The sequence below is a fragment of the Pedobacter nutrimenti genome (genome assembly GCF_003208655.1).
GTDB classification, from domain to species: Bacteria; Bacteroidota; Bacteroidia; order Sphingobacteriales; family Sphingobacteriaceae; genus Pedobacter; species Pedobacter nutrimenti.
Genome location: NZ_QKLU01000003.1, coordinates 532,805 through 557,039, shown reverse-complemented (window position 1 = coordinate 557,039; position 24,235 = coordinate 532,805). Strand labels below are relative to the sequence as shown.

Sequence of the window (24,235 nt, the reverse complement as noted above, 5' to 3'; positions counted from 1 at the left end):
ATTTATTGAATGTTTAGTTTTCTTTGCACGATCTCTTTAAAACGGGCTGCAACCACCCTGTAGTCAAAATGTGCCTTTACATGCGCTCTGGCTGCTGCCCCCATTTCCTCCCTTAGTATTTTTTGCTGAAGCAATTGTACCATTGCCGTTTTAATATCGGTAAAGTCGGCCCGGTAATCTACGGTTCTGGGTACATCAAAAATCAGCTTCCGGTTTTCCTCATAACCACTTTCAGGGCCCAGTACAACTTCATTAACCACAATTTTTTCGGCAACACCAGCCAGAAAAGCAGTTTTTCCTTCCAGCATGGTGTCCAGCATCCCCATCGCACGGATGCCGATTACCGGTTTCCCGCAAGCCCCTGCCTCTACCTGGAGCATACCAAAACCCTCCAAACGGGAAGGCGCGGCATAAACATCACATGCAGCTAAAAGGTAGGGTACAAAATTTCTTGAAATGATGCTGGTGGCAAAATGTACCCGATCAGCAATACCAAGTGATTGTGCCAGTTCCTGGTCGGAAAGATTTTGTTTAGCTGTTCTGGGCTGAGGCCATACCTTACAAACATATTTCCATTTTGGAACAGGCTCCTGTATGGCGGCAAGTGCCTGCATCACTTCTCTACCACCCTTGGAGGCTGCGTCTCCGCCCATGGTCAGGATCAGCAATTCTTCAGGGGCCACACCCAGGGTTTTTCTTACGGCCTGTACTTTTGGATGTTCTTTTGATAATGGCAAAAATGCATCTGTATCACAGCCTACTGGCAATACCTCAATATTCGCAGCGTCAATTCCATCCCTCACATACATTTCCTTTACCCAATTGGAAGTCACCAGAATCAGGGGAAGCGCATTGAGTACTTCCTGGTAATTGGCAATGTACCCATCTGCCACCAACCAGGGAACGGCCAACATACCATTCCGTTGGGGATGCAGGACAATTTCAGGAACATGTCCCCAGTAGCCTACCCCGACCACTACATCTGGTTTAAACCACCTGTAATACCATTCTTTTTCCAGCTCCGACTCTTGGTGCACCGCATGTACCTCTACCCCTAATTCCAACAGGCCCCTATAGAGTAAATCTCCCTGTGTGGCCAGTCCGCTTGGAGAGGGCGGGTAATCATATAACAGCAATACTTTCATAATACCTTTCTTTGGTAAAGCCATTCCATTGCCTGCTGTGGGTTTAAAAACCTTCTGAAAGCCTCGGTTTCCGGCGTCGTCTGTGCCTCCCAGCCATCTGCATGAAAACCATACAACTCATTCATCAGATGGTATTTTTTTTCCCATAGAACCACCGGCAACTTAAAATAAACATCAGCTCCTTGTACCGCTTTGGGTAAATAGGACCGTTTTCCATCTTCATAGGCAAAAGTCCAGAGTTCTGATGCAACAAGCAGTTGTTTCTCCCACAAACGGATCACAGCAGCGCCAATTTCTTCATGTCGCAGATGCCTTGTATATTCTCCGCCCGGATCATGACTGAGCAATAGGTCAACCTGATGCTCCGGCAAAAGTTTCAAAATCGCCGCGTCCAGTTCTTTTTCATTTAGTGGTTTTTGTTCAGGTCCATCATCCAGATTGGCCATTGCACCTGTTGCCCCTAAGCTTTCCAAAACCTTATAAAATTTCGGGGCCCGGTCGGGATCACTTTGACGGCAAAGACAAGCCACAAAACAATCCCATTCAGTATGTGCCATTATTGTGCCTCCTGCCCACAGGGTTTCATCGTCCGGATGGGCAACAACAAGGGCAACCTTTTTTGATTTTAAGTTTTCCATAAAACCCTGATTTTCATAAATGGGCTCCGTTTTACAACAGCAACCCTGGGGAAAAGTTTTCTATCCTTTTTAAAAAAATCAGCTCAAACATCTGGCCCTCAGAATTGTTAAGCTAAATAAAAACACGATGATAACTCCAGAAGATAACCTTGCCCCCGATGATTCGACAAATGCAGAAGCCGATGATCAACAAAGTCAGAAAGACATTCATTCCATTGGTTTGGACGAACGATTTGAAGAAACGGAAAATGAAGAAGCAGATACAGATTTGCTGAATCAGGCCTTTAGGGCCTCAGAAAGTTCCTTCACTCTTGGACTGGATAATCCTCCTCCGACATCTGGAGCTAAGGATGATAAAAAAAACTAATCTGAACTTTATGGCAACGGAGCAAATTTGCCGGCACCTGGCCGGTATCACTTCAGTAAAGGTAAGCGAAGCATATGTTTGTGAAGAATGCGTAAAGGAGCATGGCAGCTGGGTACACCTGCGGACCTGTCAAACCTGTGGCGCCACTTTATGCTGCGACGACTCCCCTAAGCAGCACATGACCCAGCATTATCAGCAAAGTCACCACCCTGTGGTAGCCTCGGCGGAACCCACAGAACGCTGGCTCTGGTGTTATCCCGACGAGCAATTTGTAGAATATTAAAAACCCGGACACTATAACTGAAATGTCCGGGCGCTAAGTCATTTTAGTCGGTACTATTTGCCTGCGGCTTTTTGGCCCTGCTGAGGCAATAAGACCAAACGGATGTAATTGTCGTCTTTTATAAATTTATTCGCCGTTTCTTTCAGACTGGAAACGGTAATTTTATTTAAAGCAGCATCGTAGTTATCCAGTTGACTTAATTTTTCCTTGTTGGCATACTGGCCAACCAGATAGCCCAACCAGAAATCATTCGTTTTCAGTTCTACTTCTCTGGATCTTTTATCCTCTGCCTTAAATTTATCAATATTCTGCTGCAAGGGACCTGCATTTTTTAGCTTATTGATCTCGTCTACTGCAGAAGCAATTAAGCGGTCTGTATTTTCGGGAGCACAACCAAAAGAAATGGTTAAACTAAAACGTTCCTTTGGATATTTGGTTACACTAATGGAGGCACCCGGAGAATATACCCCGCTTTCCTGTTCACGCAACCTTTCCAGCAGACGGATTTCCAATACTTCTTTTAAGGCGTCCATTTTCAGGTTGTTTTCATAACTATACTCATAAGGACCGGAAAAAACCAGCCTGACGGTTGCCTTCTGCTCAGTGCCTTTATAAACAGTTTTGGTTATTTTACCCGCAGGAATATGAATGTTCAAATCTTTAGCTTCTGTTTTTGCCCCATTTGCAGGTAAAGAAGCGAGGTATTTTTCAATCAGCGGTAAAATTTTTTCTTCCTCTATACTGCCTACAAAGAAAAAAGTGAAGGCAGAGGCATTGGCAAATCTTTCTTTATAAATTTCAAAAGAACGGTCCAGGCTGATCTGATCAATTTTTTCAATACTTGGCCCCGTACGCCGGATACTGTAATTTCCTAAAACGGCATTGACCGTATCACTAAACACTTTTCCCGGATCATCTGCCCTATTGGCCAGGCCTGCTTTCGCATTGGCAATAAGTCCTTTGAAAATGTCCCCATCTTTACGCGGTTCTGTAAAATAACCATAAATCAGTTTAAAGGCTGTTTCCAGATCTTTTGATGTCGAACTGCCACTCAATCCCTGGCTTCTGTCACCGATATAAGGTCCAAGTCCAACTTGTTTGTCCGATAGGAATTTATCCAGTTGCGTGGCGTTGTAATTGCCCACCCCTCCCGAGGCCACTACTCCGGCTGCATTATTGGCACTTTGAAAATCGGCGTCGGTATATAAAGAAGAACCACCCTCTGCATAAGCGCTAAACAGGATCTGGTTATTTTTAAAATTTGTTTTTTTAAGCAGTACTGTAGCTCCATTGCTCAGCTTAAGAATTTGCAAGCCAAGTTTGTCGTCTTTTTCCACTTTAAAAATCTTTTCGGCTTTAGGTATAACAGCCAGCAATGGCAATTTACTGACCTCATCTTTAAAGGCTTCCATGGGTTCCTGGTTTACACTTTCCAGCCAGCCAAGTACCTTTGCCTGGTCTGGCAATGTGGCTTTATCCTTTTCTGGTGCCATCAGTACAATATCCCGGTTGCTGTCTTTAATGTATTCTGCACTAAGCGCATTGAGTTCTGGTAGGGAAATACCAGGCAACAGCCGGACAACCAGTTCATTTTCTTTTACAATACCTGGTGCAGCCGTTTGGTTTAAGAAATATTGAAGATACTCCTGCACATAGTTTTCAGATGGCGTTTTATCCCTTTCTTTCAGGGCAGCCTCCATACTGCTCAGGTAATTCTGTTTGGCCCTGCCCAGTTCAGTGGCCGTAAAACCAAATTTTTCTACCCGGCGTGTTTCCCTCCAAAGGGCTTTGAAACCTTTTTCCAGTTCTCCGGGTTTGGCCACTACCGTAGCACCATAGCTATTCAGACCACCAAGTAAACCACTAATGGAAGCTCCTCCCTGTATAAAAGGCGGGTCAGCCTGCCTGGATAATTCGGTATAGCGGTCACTGAGCATCTGGTTAAACAATCCCCGGACCAGGGAAGCCCGGTAATCCCTTTCCGTTTTCAATTCAGGTTCACGATGTTTGATCATCACCTGTAATACCGTTGCTGTCATTTCGGGATCCGTTACCGATATAAACTGGTTCTTTCCACTAAGCGGAATGCTATATTTGGTCCTTACTTTTTCATTCAGTGGATTTTTCAGGTCTGAGAACTTGGCCCGGATCATTTGTTCTATTTCTGCCACATTGATATCACCTACCACAATCAGGGCCTGCAAATTTGGTCTGTACCAGTCCTTGTAATAACTTTTAATTGCTTCAGGTTTAAAGTTCAGCAATACCTCCTCTTTTCCAATAGGCAAACGGGAAGCATACCTGGAATTGTTCAGGATCATGGGTAGAAATTGCCTTTGCATCCGTTCGGAAGCCCCTTTTCCCAAACGTTTTTCTTCCAGGACTACCCCACGTTCCTTATTGATCTCCTCAGGGTCCAGGCTTGCCTCCTGCGCCCAGTCGCGCATAATCTGTAAACCGTTTTTTAAAATTTCTGGTTTATCTGTTGGCAGTGGCAATTGGTACACCGTTTCATCAAAACTGGTATAGGCATTAATGTCTGCCCCAAAACGCACCCCCGATTTCTGCAGATAATTAACCAGTTCATTTTTCGGAAAATGTTTTGTCCCGTTAAAACTCATGTGCTCCATAAAATGAGCCAGGCCCTGTTGCTCATCGTTTTCCAGAATAGAGCCTACCTTATTGGCAAGGTACAGCACTACACGGTCCTTGGGTTCTTTATTTTTTTGTATGTAATAAGTAAAACCATTTGCCAGTTTTCCTGTACGCACTGCCGGGTTCAAAGGCAAGGCAGCATCTACATTTTGCTGGGTTTTAGTGTTTTTAACATGTGGTGCTGCGCTTTTAACCTGAGACTGGCCAGGCAAGTACTGGCAAAGTCCAAGCGCAAGGGCCACCAGGAAAATTTTATGTTTATGATGGATCATAAGAAAGAATAAGTTTTAATCCTGTGAATATCTGCAATTAATCAATTGACAGGGTAATATTCTGTTAAATATTCTCCGTTAAACTATTTAAAATATCCTCAGGACTATTTTTCCAACATAAATTTAAACAGGCTTTAAGAGCCTGTTTAAATTTCATAGATTTGAGGCAATGAAGCGATACAAATACCTATTGTTATTTTTTCTGGCCATCTTTACCCTTCAGGCAACTGCCCAACAAAGCAGCGCGGAACTGAAAAAAAAGAAACAAGCTTTGCAGAGAGAAATTGATCTGCTGCAAAAAGGCCTTAACCAGACTTCCAAAAGCAAGAAACTGACCCAAAGCCAGATCAATGCCCTGACGGCAAAAATAACCCTCATGGAGGACAAAATTGCCGTCATCAATACGGAGATGAAACGACTGGACAGTCAGATCACGGAGAATAAGAACACCGTACTTTCGCTAAAGGAGCAGCTCGCTCAGTTAAAAAAACAATATGCTGCAATGGTGCGCTTTGCCCAGAAAAACCGCAATGGCTATGAAAAAATGATGTTTGTTTTCGCTTCTAAAGATTTTTATCAGGCCTATAAACGTGTTAAGTACCTTCAGGAATTTAGTCAGTATCGCAAAAAACAGGCAAATTTTATTATGGGAAAAGAACAGAACCTCAATGAGAAAATTGTTGTTCTGGATAAAAACTTAAAGGAAAAAAGCAGTCTGCTGGCCGAACAGGAAAATGAGCAGCACAAACTTGCCAAAGATAAAACGCAACAGGCCGAAGCGCTGAATAAAATTAGCAAACAGGAAAAGCAATACAAACAGGACCTGGCTTCCAGAATGAAACAACGGGCGGCTATAGACAGAAGCATTAAAGATGCGATCCGAAGAGAAATTGAAATCGCCAGAAGAAAAGCCCTGGAAAAAGCGAGGCTGGAAGCTGCAAGGGCCAGGGCGGCAGCACTGGCTAAAGCAAAAGCCGAAGCAGCAGCTTTAGCGAGGGCCCAGGCCAAAGCCCGCGCAGAAAATAAACCTGTTCCAAAGGCTCCAAAAGTAAAGGAACCGGAAGCAGAACCAGAAAAAGTAGCAGGAAACCCATTAACAGCTACACCTGAATCGGCAAAACTGTCTTCGGCTTTCCAAAACAACAGAGGTTCACTTCCATGGCCGGTGGCCAGCGGATCCATTACAGAGGGATTTGGAAGACATAAACAGGGACAAGCTACCTACGACAATAGCGGGATTACCATTACTACTGCACCTGGTGCCGCTGTCCGTGCGGTATTCAGTGGAAAAGTAACCACCGTAAGACCTGCCATGGGCAGTTATTTTGTACTGATCAAACATGGAGAGTATTTTACGGTATACCAGAACCTGCACTCGGTATCTGTTTCTCCCGGAGAAACCGTTTCCACAAAACAAACCATCGGAACCATGTCTTCCTCCGGCTCACCGGAACTGCAATTCCAGATCTTCAGAGGCATTTCAGCACAAAATCCGGCTGGCTGGATTTCAAGGTAAAAATGGAGGTTTAAATCCTTCATTTTTACCCGACACAGACAGAACTGAGCAAATGAATGGGCATCTTTGAGTTCAACCCATTCATTATGTACATAGCCCTGCAACACGATCTCGACCATATCCAGACACTGCTCAGCCTGACCAGTGAAAAAGCCCTGCACTATTTAAGCAGTTTGGGAGAAACCCAGACCAGCAATACTACTCCGGTCAAAATAGAAACCAGTTCGCTGGAAACAGAAGGAAAAGGTCTGGAAAATACGTTGGAATCATTTTACCGCACACATGGGGCACATATTGTGGCCTCTTCGGGACCAAAATACTGGGGTTTTGTAACCGGGGGCACTACCCCTGCGGCCATTGCTGCCGACTGGCTGAGTACCGTCTTTGACCAGAACCCACAAGGACTTTCCGGAAATGGCGACCTTTCTGCCCGGATCGAAATTGAAACCATCGGTTGGATGAAAGAACTCTTTGGCCTGCCAGATGCCTTTAACGGAGGTTTTGTGAGCGGAGCCACAATGGCCAATTTCACTTGCCTGGCGGTTGGCCGCCAATGGGGGGGCCTGCAAAAAGGAAATGACATTGCCAGAACAGGTTTGCAAACCACCATAAAGGTCCTTTCTGCTATGCCACATTCCTCTACCCTGAAATCCCTTTCTATGCTGGGTATAGGCAGCAGTAACATTATTCCTGTTAAAACACTTCCGGGCAACCGTGAGGCAATGGATATAGAAGACCTCAAAGCATGTATCCAGGAATACCAGGAATTTCCCTTATTGGTGGTCAGCAGTGCCGGAACCGTTAACACAGCCGATTTTGATGACATGGAGGCCATTGCCGCATTGCAAAAGGATTTCCCTTTTTTCTGGCACATCGATGCCGCCTTTGGTGGTTTTGCTGCCTGCTCTGAAAAAAGTAAATATTTACTAAAAGGCTGGGAACAGGCCGACAGCATTACCGTTGACTGTCACAAATGGATGAACGTGCCTTATGACAGTGCCATTTATCTGATTCATAAAAAACACAGCAAACTGCAAATGGCTACTTTCCAAAACAGCAATGCCCCTTATCTGGGCGATCCGGAAAGCAATTTTAGTTATCTCAATTTCGGGCCCGAAAATTCACGCCGTTTAAGAGCACTGCCTGCCTGGTTCACTTTAAAAGCCTACGGCAAAAAAGGTTATGAATCGATTGTGGAAAATAACCTGGAGCACGCTCGCCTCTTTGCCCATTTACTGGAACAAACCAGCCCTTTTGTATTGGCTGCCTCGGTACGCTTAAATATTGTGTGCTTTACAGTTAAAGATCAGGCAGAGCCCAAAGCTTTTCTCGATCAGGTTTGGCTTAAACTAAATCAAAGCGGCAAATTGTTTCTCAGTCCAACGGTATACAATGGTCAACCCTGCTTAAGGGCTGCATTTGTAAACTGGAGAACCACAGAACAAGATGTAACCGAAGGCATAGAAGAATTGAAAAAGACCCTTCAGCAGACTTCAGAATTCCCTGAATAATTTCTTTAAAAAAAGATCTTGTGCCGAGCTGTGATTCAAATCGCCCTTCAGATTTGCCGCAGCGAGGAATAAGGTCTTTTTTTAATGATCCAGTTTTTTTATGAATAACCAGGCCAAACCAATACAGGCATATAAACACAATACGACTGCAGAAAGTGTGCTGACCGAATTCCCCGATCCGCCTTGCTGTAAGAATAAGGAAAGAACAGACAATCCAAGCCCCCCACCTAAAAAGTATGTCGTATTGGCTACACTCGAAGCCACTCCATAATGCTCGGACGGAATGCCATGCACCGATAACACAGAGAAACTGGTATAACAAATGGTCATCCCTAAACCATTTACACAGGCAACCGCTAGTAAGATTAATGGCAGATAATGATCTGACATCATAGAATAAGTAAGTAAAATCCCTCCCAAAACCATTAAGCACATTCCAAGAATTCCAGTTTGTTTAATACTCAGTCTTTTCATAATGCCCGGCAATAAAAACTTGGCCACCAATGCCGATAAAATACTAAAAGGCACTAGCAGTAAACCTGCCTTTGCCGCACTAAAGTGCATGTCTTTTTGAAGCACCAGCGACAGTACAAATAAAAAACCTGTAAAAAAGGCACCAAGCAACAGAAAAGCACCCATCCCCATGACAATGGAAGGCAAGCGCAATAAGTTCAGGTCTACCAAAGGTTCCTTCTCAGCGGCCAGTCTCTTTTTTAGAAAAATCAAACCCAAACCAACCGCAGCAAACAAGGCCAATAACATCAGATAATGCTCAGAGATGCTACCCAGTTCATGCACCCCATAACTTAACATCAAAAGACATGCAACCAGTACCAAACCAGAAATCACATCGGGTTTTTGCTTTACTGCCGGTTTCACATCCGCATCCAGATACACCCAGGCAATCAGGATAACGATTAATAAAACCGGAACATTAATCAAAAACACCCACTGCCAGCCCCAGTACGTTGCAATCAAACCTCCAATCGATAAACCACTGCCCGAACCAATAGCCGCAAAAGAACTAAAAATTGCAATCGCCTTACCCCTTTCACGGGTTTCGGTAAACGTATGTGTCACGATCGATAATGCCGCTGGCATAATCAATGCAGCTGCCAAGCCCTGAATGGCCCTAAAAAAAGCCAGGATACCAAAGGTCGGTGAAAAACCGGCCCCCAGCGAAGTGAGCAGAAATAATACCGCACCAGTAATAAAAATGGTTTTTCGGCCCTTTACATCAGAAAGTTTACCACCAATAATCAAAAAACCACCATAAAGCAGTACATATAAAGTCTGCAGCCACTGAACGGTATCGCTGCTTAAGCCATAATGGCTTTGCACAGAGGGTACTGCCAAATTGATGATGGCAATGTCCAGTGCTTCAACGAAGATACCTATGGAGGCAATAATAAGGATGATGTTTTTCTTTCTGGTCATAAATTAGACAATTTTTCTGCACAAAGGTAATTAATAGTACATTTAATAAAATTAATCTTATTTATTTAGAACAAATCACTAAATTAATAGATATTTACAGAACAAAATACATATTTTACACCAACAATGAACAGTACAGCAGAACAATCCAAATCCATTAGCCTGGATGCCAAAGATTATGAGATCCTGAAACTCCTGCAAAAAAATGCCAAACTGACCATCCGTGAAATTGCTGCAGAAGTACACCTGAGCCCTACCCCGACACACGAAAGGATCAAGCGTTTGGAAAAAACCGGCGTGATTAAACAATATGCGGCTATTCTGGATCCGGAAAAAATCAACAAGGGCATTATGGTCATTTGCCAGATTTCACTTAGAGAAAGTAATAAGAAAACGGCAGGGGAATTTCTAAATGCTGTACTTCAGTTTACAGAAGTAACCGAGTGTTATAACATATCGGGTGACTTCGACTTTATGCTAAAAATTGTGGTAGAAAGCATGGAAAGTTATCATCTGTTTTGTTTAAACAAATTAGGCGAAGTTCCAGGCATAGGACAAACCAAAAGCATTTTTGTGATGGCCAGTCTCAAAGAAACCCATTTGCTCATCTGATATCGAAGGAATTTGGCATAAATACTGCTAAACGCTAAAATTCTTATATTTATATATACAACTTATATACGTTTAATGGCTTTTTATCCAAAAAAATTACGCTGGCTGTTGCTGGCCTGCCTGCTGTTCTGTTTACAAAATGTTTTTGCCCAGCAGATTGCCAAAGCGCAAAAACAACGTCACGTTGCCACCGAAGCCGAAATCCCACTTTTGGTAAATAAGGTTGAAAATTATACCATTACCATAGACAAAAATAATTTTGTTCTTAAAAGAGGCTTTGATTTCAGTTCTATAGAAGATACCCTTCCCGGAATAGAGAAAAAACTTAAAGCTTTTAAACTAAAGTTTGAGCAGCAAGGCAAAAAAATGAACCTGCGCAGTTTAAACAGTGCAGTAATTCTGCTTCAGGAACAATCGGACAACCTCAATGTTTATAAAAAAATCCTCACGACTTATAATGACCAGCTGACCAAAAGCAATGTAGAGATCAAAAAAATTCTGGGTGATCCGGACTTGAATGTACTCATTCCTGATTCCGTCCTTAACGATCAGCTCCATGACCTGCTCAATGAAGGAAGATCCCTGGATACGCTGCAAAGACAAATGCTCTCCAAGGTAAATTTACTTCGCAACAGGCTTTCTGTTGACCTGCTGCAGCTGCACGACCTTTCCTCTGACATGAGTTACCTGTCCATCTCCAAAAAAATTGATATGTTTTCAGGAGAGGAACCACCCCTTTTTAAGGTCAAAGCAAGCCAGTTCCAGCAAAGCTATGCCGAAATTATCGTTTCCGGAATTCAGCGCTCCTTTAAAATCATCTCTATCTTTTTGGGTGGAAAAATGCATCTGGTGACCCTGGCCCTGCTGACCTTCATTTTTATTACCACCTGGCTCATGTCCAATATGCGCAGGGTCCGCAAACAAGACAATTCAAAAAGCGTATTGCAGCAAGTGCACTTTTTAAGAAGAAGTGTGTTAATCGGTTCTTTAGCTGGTTTTTTCACCTATGCTCCTTTATTCTTTGCCAATCCACCTATGTCTTTTCTGCACCTGACCGAAGCCTTCCGTATGGCGGCAATTGCCTTTCTGCTGCTTCCATTTTTAAACCGTTCTTCCCGGCCTGTTTGGATTGCATTATTACTGTTATGGCTATTTTACGCCATTGATGATGTTCTTTTAGATACGGCATTCGGAGAACGCTGGGGACTGTTTATAGCCGGTATTTTATTGCTATTGCTTTGCATCAAAATGCTCAGGACCAGGCTTTCTTTTTTCAGACACATAGAGGAATCACCAGCCGCAAAAATGCTCATCATTTTCACCCTGGCCCAGGTCATTCTTTCCATTTTGTTTAACCTTGGCGGTTGCCTTGCCCTTGCAAAAATATTTGGGGTCAGTGCCATACAATGCCTCATGCTGGGTATTTCACTTAAAGTATTCTGTACCATGGTGCTCGAGGCCATATACCTGCAAACAGAAGCTTACCACGAAAGCCGCTTTTCTGACTTTATCAACTACAGGGAGTTACAACATCGTTTTCTTCGAAACCTTTGGATACTGGCCTGTATAGTCTGGGCTATAGGACTGATCCGTAACCTGACCCTTTATGATGTGCTGATGAAGGTAACCGATTTGTTCTTTCATGAGCCCAGAAGTATAGGGAGTTACCAGTTTACCTTTGCCAGTATTGCCATTTTCTTTTGTATCATTTGGTTTTCCTCTCTTATTTCCAGCTTTATCAGCTTCTTTTTCGGTCATGAAAAAGCCACCGCCGGGGGCAAACGCAGCAGCCTGAATTCCATGATGCTGCTGATCCGGCTGGCCATCTGGACAGTCGGCTTTTTGATTGCTGTTGCAGCAGCAGGCATTCCTATAGATAAACTGTCTATTATGCTGGGTGCATTGGGCGTAGGTATTGGTTTTGGTTTGCAAAACATTGTAAACAACCTGGTTTCAGGTGTAATACTGGCATTTGAAAGACCCATACAGATTGGGGACCAGATTGAAATTGGAAACAAATCCGGTACAGTAAAGGAAATTGGTGTACGGTCCAGCAAAATACACAATGCAGAGGGGGCCGATATTATTGTTCCTAATGGAGACCTGCTTTCCCAGCACCTGATCAACTGGACCATGCAGGACCGGAGTAAAAGAGTGGAGTTTATGATTGGGGTACCCTATAGTACAGACCTGGACCAGGCCAGGGAGATCATTGCAGAAAAACTCAAACAGAATGAAAATATCCTCCAAAACCCTGCTCCGGTTATTATTATACAGGATTTTGGGGAATATGCGATCAGTATACGTATTCTGGTCTGGGTGGCAGACTTAGGCGTGGCGGGTGGTGCACGCTCCTCTGCGATGACAGATACCAAAAAAGCCCTTTCTGATGCCGGAATACAATTACAGATCCGGCCCCTGAATTAAAGCCGGATCTGCAAACTATTTACAATTGAGGGTTGTTGTTCAGTTCATTTATCGGGATAGAAAACAGGTAATATGGGCTATTGGCCACAAAATTACTTTTATCGGGAAAATTCAGCTGCAAATGCCCTTTTAAAGGAATGGTTTTAATGGTTCCGTTACTGCGCCTGATTTCCAATACTTCTGTAGAAGCCTTGCGGACCACAGAACGTTGTAGGCGCAGCAGGTCCGGGAGCTGGAAGCCTTCTCCCCACAATTCCCTGCGACGCTCCAGTAAAACTTCTTCTGTCAGACTTGCCGGCGTATAAGCATCCGGCGTTAACCCCACTAGTCCCCTTTTTAGCCTCACCTCATTCAGCGCGTTGATCGCATCGGGCAGTTTTCCCTGACGGGCATTACTTTCGGCCTGTATTAAAGCCAGTTCTGAAGAACGCATTAAAGGGATATGTCCCGACTGATCGGCCTTATTGACAAATTTCGTGTATTTTAACCAGCCAACCAGGGCATTTGTGGTATCTGTGACGGGGCTGAACAGACTTTTCCGTACATCTTTATCCTCAAACAATTTTCTGAAATTAGGATCTGCCATCACGCTCCGGTAACCTGTCGCTGGTGTAACATCAATGTAAGCAAAAAAGGAGGCACCGCCCAGGTTCTGGGTAGAGGTTTGAGGGTGTCCCCAAAGCCACTCTACATTACTGACATCATTAAAACCGGCCAGGTAATCCGTTGGGGTCATAATTGGGTAAGCCGTTCTGGCCAGTGCAGCATAAGCCGCGGCCTGGTCCCAGTTTTCCATGGTCAGATAAGTGCGTGCCAGCAGTCCCCTGACAACGCTTTGATCCGGGCGGTCTTTCGACGGTCTTTTGTAACCGTTCAATAAGGTTTCCGCTTGTTTAAGATCGGCCAGCACCTGGTTATAAACCTGCTCTACACTTGCCCTGGCTTTAGGTGTGCTGCCGGATGTTGTAGGCTCAGTATATAAAGGTACCCCTTTTGCTCCCTTGTCCTTTGCATAAGTAAACTGATACTGGCGGATCAGGTTCAGGTATACAAAACCCCTTAAAGCCAGGGCCTGCCCCTTCAGGTATTTTTTATCTGCATCCGGTCCCGCGGCTGCATCTACTTTTGCAATAATGTTATTGCAGTTATCGATCACTTTATATTGCAATGTCCAAAAAAACAAAGCCCTGCGGGTGGTATTGTCAAAAGGATCAGTAAAACTGTAGGTGGCATAATAACCATATACGCCATCCCTTAACACCGCATCGTTGCCCATCGCTTCCTGTGAAAGCAAAATGGCGCCGTACCCAGGGTTGTCCTGAGAAGTTGCATTTTCCATCAGGTAGCGGATCGTTCCGTTCACCAGGGCATCAATATTACTGGTCGAAGAATAGACCTGGTCGTCGGTCAGGCTTCCCGAGGGTGATGTATCAAAAAATTCCTTCTTACAGCTGCTGAACAATAGCAGTACAGAAAACAGGCTTAGTATTGCAGATTTAATAGTTTTCATAACATTATTCTTAAAATTCATTTAAAAAGAGACATCAAGACCTATGGAAATTGTCCGCTGGGCCGGATAGCGGTAAAAGGTTACCCCATCAACGGCCTGCTCGGGATCCATTCCTTTATGTCCATAAAAGGTCAGCAGGTTTTCACCGCGTAAAAAGACACGGGCATTCTGCAGACGCAGCTTATCCCTGAAAGTTTGCGGAAGGGTATAACTGAAATTGACATTTTTTAACCTTGCATAGGTCGCACTGTATAAAAAGCGGGTCGAGGTGCTGTTCCAATTGGTCGCATCTGTACTTAAACGCGGCACATCTGTATTGGTGTTCTGAGGTGTCCAGCGTCTCAGCAGGTCTGTACTTAAAGGTCTGCCAGGTGCGTTACCATTACTTTCCAGCATAATCTGGTCATAATCCAAAATTTTACCGCCCAGGTTATAAGCCAGTAAAAAAGAAAGTTCAAACTGCTGATACCGGAAATTATTGGAAATCCCTCCGGTCAGTACCGGCAGGGAGCTGCCCTGATAGTACTGGTCTGCATTGGCAAATACACTCGTGGTGGTTCTTCCTGTAATGACCTGCTTTCCTTGCGCATCTGTACCGTAAACATTTTTATACCATAAAGGCAAACCCGTGGTCTGATCTACACCAGCCCATTCCCGGATATAAAATTCATTAACAGACCTGCCAACAGCAAGTTGTTTGGTTGGGCCAATGACCGAGGAATTTGCAACAATAATAGAAGGTACCGGTAAAGAGGTAATTACATTTTTATAATGCCCTGCATTGATACCAAAGGTCCATTTGAAACGCTCATTAACCACAGGGACCAATTCCAGGTTCACATCAAAACCATTGTTACGCAGGGAACCGGTATTGCTGTTGATGGAACTAAAACCCTGAGAAGGCGCCAAAGGCAATTGGAAAAGCAGGTCTTTTGAACGTCTGATGTAATATTCAAAGGAGCCCTTGATCCGGTTGTCCAGAACCGCATAATCCAGTCCAATATTCAGGTTCAAATTGGTTTCCCATTTTAAATTTGGGGTTGGCAAAGTGGAGCTGATCAGCCCTGCATTGTTTAAACTGTTGTAAATGGAATACAAGGCCTGGTACTGGTAATAGCTGCCCAGGTTATCATTCCCCTGCGCGCCATAACTGGCACGCAGTTTCAGGAAGTTAAGCCAGCTGGTGTTTTTAAGAAACTCTTCAGTACTGATGTTCCAGGAAGCCCCCACAGACCAGAAATTGCCCCAACGCGAAGAAGGTGAAAAACGGGAAGAACCATCTCTTCTGAAACTTCCAGTCAGGAAATACCTTCCGTCGTACTCGTACTCCGCTTTACTTAAAAAGCTCGATAACTTATAATTGTCCGCTGAGCCGTTAAAACCGGTAATCAGGGAAGCTGCAGCAGGCTGTTCCACGCCCAGGAAACCAAAATTGCTTTTGCTTCCCGAAACATCAGAATAGTTTAGGATGTAAACCTCCTGTCCCGCCAGGACATTTAAGCGATTTTTCCCAAACTGAAGGGTATAATCTGCAAAGTTGTTATAGGTATAGGCCACGGTGCGGTTAGAGCCTTTGCTCACCGATCCATTGGTACTTACACTACCACCATATAAAGGGTTACTGTAGTTAAAGGTATTGGTATTGCTGTAATCGGCATTGATACTGCTTTTTATTTTTAATCCTGGCAATAAACTGATCTGGGTATTGGCCCTGAAAATCAGATTGTCCTGTTTGTTGTTATATTTATTCAGCTTGGAAGAACCAAGCAGGTTGTTTCCTGTGGCTGCAGCACTTGGACGGTAATTTCCAAAATCAAATATTTTTTGTCCGTTACTGTCATATTGGAAAGAACCATCGGTATTGCGGACATACACCGGATAGATACTAGACACCAGCCGGCCAAAATTGGCGTAATTTCCCTGTTGACTGTCCGACTGGGGGGGTGCATTTTGTGAAGTACTGCTGGCACCCAGGTTTACCCCTGCTTCAAACCAGTTGTTGATTTTGCTGTTGTAATTTAAACGGGCATTATAGCTGGTAAAATCAGATCCAATGATAAAACCTTTATCGTTCAGGTACCCGCCCGAGACAAAATATTTGGAATCTGCCCCACCCCCGCTGATGCTCAGGTTGGCCTGCTGACGAAAGCCTGTCCTTTCGACCGATTTACCCCAGTCGTCTTCCCAAAGGGGTTGCAGACCAGGCAATAATTTTCCATCCAGCCCCACAGGATTAGGATTAGCAGCACCAAATGGATTGACTTTCAAAGAATTGACCACATTATCAGTGGCATACTGGGCAGCTACAGCCGCCGTTTTACCCAAATCCAGCTGTTTGTTTCGCAAGGCCTCCCAGGTCAGCTCAAAATACTGCGAGCTGTTTACCTTATCATAATCTTTGACCGCTCTGGAAGACACCCCGGAAACCAGGTTTAAGGTTAAAACGGGCTTGGCATTCAGGTTCCCCTGCTTGGTGGTGATGATGATTACCCCATTAGCGCCCCTTGAACCGTACAAAGCACTGGCAGCTGCATCCTTTAAAACCGAAATGGATTGGACATCCGAAGCATTGATCGCATTGATGCTTCCTGTATAAGGGATACCATCTACAACATACAGAGGTTCATTGGAGGCATTTATGGACCCAATGCCCCTGATCCGGATACTGGCATCACTTCCGGGTTGTCCGGCGGGTGCGACGGACTGCACGCCGGGTACATTTCCTTGTAAAACCCTGCTGATGCTCGACACAGATGATTTTTCTATATCCTTTGCAGAAAGCGTAGAAACTGATCCCGTAAAAGTACCCTTATTTGCCGTTCCATAGGCCACCACCAAAACCTCATTCAGGGACTTGGAAGAAGAAGACAGCTTTACGTTCAGAATCTCTGTCTTTACCTCGGCTTCTTTACTTTCATACCCCACAAAAGTAAAGGTCAGTGTATTTTCCCCTTGTGGAACCCGCAGGCTATAGCGCCCGTTCACATCTGTAAAAGTTCCTTTTTTACTGCCTTTAAAAAAGACACTTACGCCCGGTAGCGGAATGCCGTCAGATGCTTGTGTGACGACACCACTTACCCTTTTTTCCTGTGCTGTTACGGTCTGAAAACCTATAATAAACACAAAAACTGATAGTAAAATTTTCATTATCTCTTTAAAATTTAAATGTATATAGCCTTGATGGCCTTAAAGTTTGTTCGTTGTTTTTTGCAAAAAACTAGTCAATTGCTCGATTTGACCTGTTACGGCAGTAATTTGCTGGCTGGCTTCTGTCCAGTTGCCCTGCTCCAGGGCTTCCCTGATGCCGGGTAAAGTTTTCACCCCATAACCTGTATAAAAGCCAGGTGCGTAAAGGCTGTGCTTGTACCAGGGTCTTTTGGGCAAACCATCACTAAGCAGCAACTGCTGTTCTGCCCGGTATAAAGCCGTATTCAACAGCCCGGCTTTAGTTTTGTCTAATCCATTTTGCTTCGACGCCAGTTCATCGGTCACCAGGCCCAAGGCCTTCAAAGCATTTTGAAGTGGCGTAAAATCGAGTTTTGGAACCTCGGGTTTAGGCTGAGCGGCCTGATAAGGTTTTTGAGGATCGCTGGCCAGTTCAGTAATCCGGTTTTTCAGAAGCTGGTTTTCCAATGACCTGTTTTCCTGTAATTGTTCATTCAAACTGACCACTTCTTTTACATAAGTGTCGGCTGTTTTTTTCAGTGAACGAAAATCGAAAGGCAATATGGCCGCATCGGCTAAACGCAAAACTACTCTTCCGGCAGTTTGCGATAAACTTTGTCCGTAAGAAAAGCCCGGATCTTTAAAACGGGAATAGTCATCGTAAGAGTCATATATGGAATGGTATTCCCCTCCACTGTCTTCCCCGCCAAAACCAAGGTTCAGTGAAGGAATACCTAAATGCTGCAAAAAAGCAGAATAATCTGACCCGGTGCCCAAAGCTCCTAAAGAAAATTCATCTTTTTTCAGCAGTTCGGCTTTTGCTTTGGCGCTTGCTTTTGCAATTTCCCCGGCCCTTTTCCGTTCGTAAATACTCACCCCGGTTTGAGGGTCCTTTACATCTTTTGCGACTTCTGCAATCAGGTTGCTTAGTGCATGGGAGCCTCCCGCTTCTAAAAATCCACGTCCATTTCCATCAGAATTAATATAAACTACTGCTTTTTGCTGTAGCTCTGGAGCATGATGTTCTGCCCATTCTGTTGATCCCAAAAGAGAGGGTTCTTCCCCATCCCAGGCAATATATTTCAGGGTGCGTTTTGGTTTGTAACCATTTTTAACCAGAACACCAATGGCTTTCGCTTCTTCCAGCTCCGCCGCCAATCCACTAATAGGGTCTCCGGCACCATTTACCCAGGCATCGTGATGATTGCCCCGGATAATCCATTCCTCAGGCCAGGTACTTCCCTTTAACGTAGCCACTACATTGTAAGCAGGTACTGTTTTCCAGTCAAAAGACAAATTAAGGTGCACCTTTGCCTTACCTGGTCCGATATGATAGGTGATGGGTAATGCGCCTCTCCATTCTTCTGGTGCAACAGGTCCCTCAATGGCCGCAAGCAATGGCTGTGCATCATGATAACTAATGGGCAGCACCGGAATTTTAAGCAGATTTTTTGCGTCTGCCCTGCTGATTCTTTCTGCGTTTTTAGTCGCACCAATGTTCGGGGTAAGCGGGTCCCCGGGATAAACAACCATATCCATAACCGAACCCCGTTGTACCCCATATTCATTTTTAAAAGCACCCTTTGGATAAACATCTCCCTGATAATAGCCATCTTCCTTAGGGTCCGAATAAATGATACAGCCGATGGCCCCGTGCTCCTGGGCGACTTTCGGTTTAATTCCCCTCCAGGACCGTCCATATCTGGCAATCACAATTTTCCCTTTCACACTGATGCCCAGCTTATCCAACCGCTCGTAGTCTTCCGGCAAACCGAAATTGACATACACCAGTTCAGCTTCTACATCTCCATCAGCGCTCCAGGCATTATAAGTGGGTAGCTGGCCTTCCTGGGCGGATGTTGCATCTTCTTTTAACGGGGGTTCTTTAAGTAATGCGGTATAGGTATGGGGATAGGTCAGTTCCAGTAAACGGTTTTTTGGTGTAGGAAAGAGCACATAATAGGTTTCAATTTGTGCATCCCAGCCATAACTTTTAAAGCGGGAAAGAATCGACTCGGCTACCGCCTTTCCATTGGCAGAGCCAAGTTCATGGGGTTTGGACGATAATTCTTTAATGGTCTGTCCGATATGACTGCTGCTGAGCTGCCCATCGAACTGACTTTCCAATGCTGTATTTTTTGCCCCTTCTTTCTGAAAGGAGTAAGTGGCTTTTGACTGTCCGGCAGCCCCTGTTGCAACCAGGAGTAAGGGAAACAGCGCCAGCCTGGTTAAAATTTGTTTCTGATTCATGATTTTTGGGCATAAGAAAGCCTGCTGAGGTCTTAACAAGGCCTCAGTAGCTTTAAAAAGAATAAGTCTTAGGGGATTATTTTATTTCGACGCAGATGCTTTTGCAATGGCCAATCCATCAATCACCTTTACCATCTGGTTAAATTCCTCGGTATTGTACAGGCGGGTCAGGTAAACAATTTTTCCTTTCTGATCGATGACCACATTCCTGGTGACCCCGCTTTGTTTCAACGCAAAAAGGCCAAAAATGTCTGCACCCGGATCCAGTGCCAGCGGATAGGTAATTTTCATATCCTTGGCGAATTTTCGTACTTTTTCCAGAGGTTCATCACGGTCAACACCGATTAAAACTACATTTTTGTTTTTGTAGGCCTGCCATACTTCCGTTTCCAGATGTGGCATTTCTTTGCGGCAAACGCCGCACCAGCTGGCCGTGAATTGCAGAATCACAATTTTTCCCCTGAGCTGCTTTAAAGAGGTTTTCTTTCCATTGTCCAGCACCAGTTCAAATTGGTCCGGTGCCTGGTCTCCGACTTTGACAATATAGCCTCTGTCATCATCTTTAGCAGGTACAGCAGCACTGGAACTAACCGTGTTCTGCGCATTGGCAGCCACTGAAAAAAACAAGAGGAGCTTTAAAAATAAACTGGTGGTTTTGTTGGTTGTGGTCATTTCTGTATGGTTTAATGAATAATTTTTATTCTTTTTAAACTATGCAGAAAGCATAACAGGTATAAGCTTACAACAGGTGAAACCTGTCATCTTATCTTTCTCCTTTTCAGGAGAGGAATTAGCACCTTATATCTATAGGTAGGATACAGGTTGCTAAGACTTCATAGGGCCCTTCCCTCTGTCTTTCTGGATAAGTTTTTTAAAGAACAAATGTATAACAGCAGCAAATGTATACATTTCCTACCAAAACAGTAGTATTTATTTTTATTTTTTATTTTATTGTCTTTTTATTAACTTCTGATGACAATTCCAGCCTTCCATATCTTAAAACAACCTTAATATACTAAATATAGCTAAAAGCGCAGATTAAATTATCTTTGTACATGGAAACTAAATACGCTGAAACCATTAAAGCTGAGCGAAACGGGAATTATTATATTGTTCATGACCTGCAAACCAGGGACATTGTATGGACCGTTTACCAGGAATCTAACGGACAGGTTCATACGCCGGGCATCCGGATTGTAGATAAGAACACCATTAATGTAAGTTTTGGTTATATAGACGAAGGAAAATACCGTATTATAGTGAAAGCCTGACCCTAAGAGTTGTAGGACTGGTGCTCACCTGGTGCACACCTCAGCCACACTTTGTTCACAAAAAGGTACTCTTTTGTGGGTTAGCTGTGAACAAGGTGTGAGCAAGGTGTGAAGAAAGCTTAAACTTGTGAAGAAACAAATGTGCTGTGTTTTATAGAAAGGATTATAAATGCAGCCCCTTGTTTTTTAGATATTTTAACAGCTCTGCCGGCCGGTCACTCTGAATAAATGTTGCTTTTTTATCCAGCAACCAGCCCCAGCTTTCTCCTTCTTCTTTCTGTTCTACTGCACGGTCATCATCATGCCCTCCGTTCAGCGAAGGCCAAAGGCTGTTTAACCAAATCACCTGGCGAGCGGCTATCCTTGGAAGCATCCCCAAACTTTCCAGGCTGTCTGTATCAAAAACAGGCTGTATAATGCTCTTTTTATGCATTCTGTAACTTTCTATAACCTTTAAGGCATTTGGTAATTTCATTCCCACCACCACCATCAGGTTCATTTCTTCGGGTACACTGAACTGCGCGTTTAGTTCCCCGAATTCCTGATTATCGTTTACATTTACAATGCTCTGATCAAGCGTACCGGTTTCTTGTAAAACCGCATAGACTTGTGGTAACCAGGGATTTCCTTTATCTACATTAATCAGAATCTTGTTTTTGGCAACTTCCATCATTTCCTTTAATGTAGGGATCTGGTGCGCGGTTGGTCTTCCCAATCCGTTTTTTAAACGGAATTTTCTCAATTCTGCCAGTGTATAGTCGCTTACTTTTCCTTTTCCATTGGTACTCCGGTCAATAGTATTGTCGTGCATCACCACCAGCTGGCTGTCCCTGGTCATTTTTACATCCAGTTCCACCAGGTCAAATCCTTTTTCTATACTGTTCTTTAAGCCCTGTAAGGAGTTTTCAGGTGCGTTGCGCCAGTCTCCCCGGTGGGCCGCCACCAACACCTGTTCACGTTTTAAATGATAAACAGCTTTTAACTTTTCGGCCGGGGCCTGGGCTTGTAACTGCAGGGTCCAAAAACCAAAAGCCAGGAGAAATAAAATGCTAGAATATGTACTCTTTTTCATATGTTGGGTTATTGAAAGGATGAAATCCATTTTTCTAAATTCGGATCATGAACCGGTACTGGTGAAGCTATAATTTTAAGCAGGCCACCGGAAGTAATTTCCTGCTGACTGAGGTAATTCCGGTGTATTGCCTTCCCATTAAGGAAAACCTTACTGATGTACTTATACGAGGGATCAAAGTTCTCTACTTCAATCCTGAATTTTTTTCCTGCCGGCAATTGATAACTCAGAGATTTAAACAATGGAACATTGAGGTAATAGACTGGCCAGCCCACACAGGCTGGTGAAAAACCACTGGCCGTAAATACATACCAGGCCGACATTGCCCCTGCATCATCATCCATGGTCCGTAGATAGGCTTCGGGCTGGTTCCTGTAAATCTTTCCGATGTTAGAACCAATGCCCCTGCTGTTGTCGTTAAAATAATTTTGTACCACCGTGTCCACTGCCAGCCGATGCATCCAATCCTGTGATTTCCAAACCTGGGCGGTAGGGTTGTACATCAAGGGTACCTGCAGGTCGGGTTCATTGGCATGGTTATAATAATCATTGTCAAAAAACTCATCCAGTTTCGCCAGATAGGCCTCTTCCCCGCCATCGAGTTCCATAAGCCCCTTTACATCATAAGGAACAAACCAACGGTATTGCCAGATCGTGCCCTGATACAGACCCCTTGCCTGCATTTGGTCCACATCTTTACGCTTCATGTCTTTAAAGTCCTTTGACCAGTAAGTTTTATACTGCAGGGCCTTGGTCTTATAGAAACTGCTTTTTTCTTTATCCCCAATGATTTCAAAAATTCCCGAAAGGGCCCATTGGTCATAACTGGATTCCAATGCCTTATCCGGAGATTTATAATCCAGTCTTTCCGCGTCCTTTTCCAAAGAATCTGCGATGGATTTAAAGTCAACCGGGTAACCTTTCCGGTAAGCATCCAGTAAAACCACCCCAGCATGCTCGGTCCTTACGGTATTGGAAGGCTCGGTTTGAGTAGCATAGTTTTTCTTACCAGACCGGTAAAGATCTTCAATAGATTTAACCATTCCCGTATAACGCTCTGGTGCCACAATGGAAAGTAATGGCAACTGGGTCCGGTAATTGTCCCATATGGCCCAGCCATTGTAACGGATCATCTTATCTTTTTGTACTGCACCTTTTGTATCCCGGTATTGCCCGTCCTTTTCCGAAATCACATAGGGAGACTGCATGGTCCGGTAAAGCAGCGAATAAAATAAACTGCTGCTTTGACTTTCTCCTTCCACGGCAATTTTTCCAAGTTCTTTATTCCAATCCGCAAAACTTTGCTTTTTCATTTCTTCAAAGCTTCTTTTGTCCAGAGAGGCTTTTGCTGCCTGGGTGCTAACAGCAGACAAAGCAATATGGATGACTGCAGTGGTTTTTCCACTTTCCAGTTGCTGTTGCAATTCATGCGCAGAAGTGTTTTTCCAGGTTCCACCTCCCTCAAGCTCCAGATAATAATACAATTTATACTTACCGGCATTGCAGGTGGTTTTAGCCTCAATCCACCCGCTAACACTGTTCCCTTCTATCTGGTGCGCCTCGGCCACAAAGCGGTTCACAAAGCAATGGCTCAGGTCTATGTAAATTCCTTTTTCTCCTTTGGGGAACTTGTAAAGGTGTTTACCGGAATTGCCCAATACACTAAACTGTGCCTTAATCCCGTTTTCAAAAGCAACTTCATAATAACCCGGTTCACCTCGATCTGCAGTTTTCATCAGGACCGACTTCGATGGTTCTGTTCCTAAAAAGGGCCGGATCAGAATATTCCCGCCACTGCCCTGACAGCCTACTCCTTCAAAGCGGTTATGTGTAAAACCGAGAAATTTTTTGGCCAGGTATTCGTAGCCCATATGGGTAGTGGGATAGGTTTGAGGTCCAATGCTCAGCATACTAAAGGGATAAGATGCTGCCGGTGACATTTGTCCGTGGTCACCCGAAGCGCCAAGAAATACATTAACTTGTCCGGCAGGACCGGGTTCATGCTGCATTGGTTTTTGTTGCGCGCTGAGCTGTAATGCCATACTCAGAAGCACGAAAGTATTAAATATCTTATGATTTCTCATTTTTATTCTATAACAGGTCA

General features: G+C 44.2%; 17 protein-coding genes and 1 riboswitch. Of the genes, 7 read left to right on the top strand and 10 right to left on the bottom strand.

Going from position 1 to position 24,235, the window contains the following annotated elements:
• Positions 1-2 precede the first annotated feature (2 nt).
• Both B0O44_RS10575 and B0O44_RS10570 read right to left on the bottom strand, forming a co-directional pair.
• Positions 3-1,145: a glycosyltransferase family 4 protein gene (locus tag B0O44_RS10575; RefSeq protein WP_110830449.1), complete on the bottom strand. Its 1,143-nt coding sequence runs from the start codon at positions 1,143-1,145 to the stop codon at positions 3-5.
• The gene (locus B0O44_RS10570; protein ID WP_110830033.1) at positions 1,142-1,783 is read right to left on the bottom strand and encodes a PIG-L deacetylase family protein; all 642 of its coding nucleotides are present in this window, start codon (positions 1,781-1,783) and stop codon (positions 1,142-1,144) included. The genes B0O44_RS10575 and B0O44_RS10570 overlap by 4 nt, the downstream gene beginning before the upstream one ends.
• A gap of 127 nt (positions 1,784-1,910) precedes the next feature.
• On the opposite strand from B0O44_RS10570, the gene B0O44_RS10565 reads away from it, so the two are divergent.
• Positions 1,911-2,150: a hypothetical protein gene (locus B0O44_RS10565; RefSeq protein WP_110830031.1), complete on the top strand. Its 240-nt coding sequence runs from the start codon at positions 1,911-1,913 to the stop codon at positions 2,148-2,150.
• Positions 2,151-2,160: 10 nt separating this feature from the next.
• Entirely contained in the window at positions 2,161-2,433 is a 273-nt protein-coding gene (locus B0O44_RS10560; protein WP_110830448.1) for a UBP-type zinc finger domain-containing protein, read from the top strand.
• A gap of 53 nt (positions 2,434-2,486) precedes the next feature.
• Here B0O44_RS10560 and B0O44_RS10555 read toward each other — a convergent pair whose 3' ends face one another.
• Positions 2,487-5,360, bottom strand: coding sequence for a M16 family metallopeptidase (locus B0O44_RS10555; protein WP_110830029.1), 2,874 nt, complete (start codon positions 5,358-5,360; stop codon positions 2,487-2,489).
• Between the two features lie 169 nt (positions 5,361-5,529).
• On the opposite strand from B0O44_RS10555, the gene B0O44_RS10550 reads away from it, so the two are divergent.
• Both B0O44_RS10550 and B0O44_RS10545 read left to right on the top strand, forming a co-directional pair.
• On the top strand, positions 5,530-6,876 hold the full coding sequence (locus B0O44_RS10550; RefSeq protein ID WP_110830028.1) for a murein hydrolase activator EnvC family protein: 1,347 nt from the start codon (positions 5,530-5,532) through the stop codon (positions 6,874-6,876).
• An 86-nt stretch (positions 6,877-6,962) separates the two neighbouring features.
• On the top strand, positions 6,963-8,387 hold the full coding sequence (locus B0O44_RS10545; RefSeq protein WP_110830446.1) for a pyridoxal phosphate-dependent decarboxylase family protein: 1,425 nt from the start codon (positions 6,963-6,965) through the stop codon (positions 8,385-8,387).
• A gap of 81 nt (positions 8,388-8,468) precedes the next feature.
• Here B0O44_RS10545 and B0O44_RS10540 read toward each other — a convergent pair whose 3' ends face one another.
• Positions 8,469-9,824 carry an MFS transporter gene (locus B0O44_RS10540; protein ID WP_110830026.1) on the bottom strand — a complete coding sequence of 452 codons (1,356 nt, stop codon included), beginning with the start codon at positions 9,822-9,824 and terminating at the stop codon, positions 8,469-8,471.
• 126 nt (positions 9,825-9,950) lie between these two features.
• Between B0O44_RS10540 and B0O44_RS10535 the strand changes: the two genes are divergently transcribed.
• Positions 9,951-10,436, top strand: coding sequence for an Lrp/AsnC family transcriptional regulator (locus B0O44_RS10535; RefSeq protein ID WP_110830023.1), 486 nt, complete (start codon positions 9,951-9,953; stop codon positions 10,434-10,436).
• A gap of 75 nt (positions 10,437-10,511) precedes the next feature.
• Positions 10,512-12,863: a mechanosensitive ion channel family protein gene (locus tag B0O44_RS10530; RefSeq protein ID WP_110830021.1), complete on the top strand. Its 2,352-nt coding sequence runs from the start codon at positions 10,512-10,514 to the stop codon at positions 12,861-12,863.
• Between the two features lie 19 nt (positions 12,864-12,882).
• Here the strand turns inward: B0O44_RS10530 and B0O44_RS10525 are convergent, their stop codons facing one another.
• The 4 genes from B0O44_RS10525 to B0O44_RS10510 all read right to left on the bottom strand — a co-directional run bounded on the left by B0O44_RS10525 (position 12,883) and on the right by B0O44_RS10510 (position 20,460).
• A complete protein-coding gene (locus tag B0O44_RS10525) occupies positions 12,883-14,373 on the bottom strand; it encodes a RagB/SusD family nutrient uptake outer membrane protein (RefSeq protein ID WP_110830444.1) in 1,491 nt (496 codons plus the stop codon).
• 21 nt (positions 14,374-14,394) lie between these two features.
• On the bottom strand, positions 14,395-17,520 hold the full coding sequence (locus tag B0O44_RS10520; protein ID WP_110830020.1) for a SusC/RagA family TonB-linked outer membrane protein: 3,126 nt from the start codon (positions 17,518-17,520) through the stop codon (positions 14,395-14,397).
• A gap of 39 nt (positions 17,521-17,559) precedes the next feature.
• Positions 17,560-19,788, bottom strand: a complete 2,229-nt coding sequence (locus B0O44_RS10515; RefSeq protein WP_110830018.1) for a transferrin receptor-like dimerization domain-containing protein — start codon at positions 19,786-19,788, stop codon at positions 17,560-17,562.
• A gap of 81 nt (positions 19,789-19,869) precedes the next feature.
• A complete protein-coding gene (locus tag B0O44_RS10510) occupies positions 19,870-20,460 on the bottom strand; it encodes a TlpA family protein disulfide reductase (RefSeq protein WP_110830016.1) in 591 nt (196 codons plus the stop codon).
• Positions 20,461-20,548: 88 nt separating this feature from the next.
• Positions 20,549-20,657: riboswitch (SAM riboswitch) on the bottom strand.
• Between the two features lie 186 nt (positions 20,658-20,843).
• On the opposite strand from B0O44_RS10510, the gene B0O44_RS10505 reads away from it, so the two are divergent.
• The gene (locus B0O44_RS10505) at positions 20,844-21,059 is read left to right on the top strand and encodes a hypothetical protein (RefSeq protein ID WP_110830013.1); all 216 of its coding nucleotides are present in this window, start codon (positions 20,844-20,846) and stop codon (positions 21,057-21,059) included.
• A 163-nt stretch (positions 21,060-21,222) separates the two neighbouring features.
• Here B0O44_RS10505 and B0O44_RS10500 read toward each other — a convergent pair whose 3' ends face one another.
• On the bottom strand, positions 21,223-22,131 hold the full coding sequence (locus B0O44_RS10500) for a glycerophosphodiester phosphodiesterase family protein (protein WP_110830441.1): 909 nt from the start codon (positions 22,129-22,131) through the stop codon (positions 21,223-21,225).
• Between the two features lie 8 nt (positions 22,132-22,139).
• Entirely contained in the window at positions 22,140-24,215 is a 2,076-nt protein-coding gene (locus tag B0O44_RS10495; protein WP_110830439.1) for a glycoside hydrolase domain-containing protein, read from the bottom strand.
• Positions 24,216-24,235: the final 20 nt, after the last annotated feature.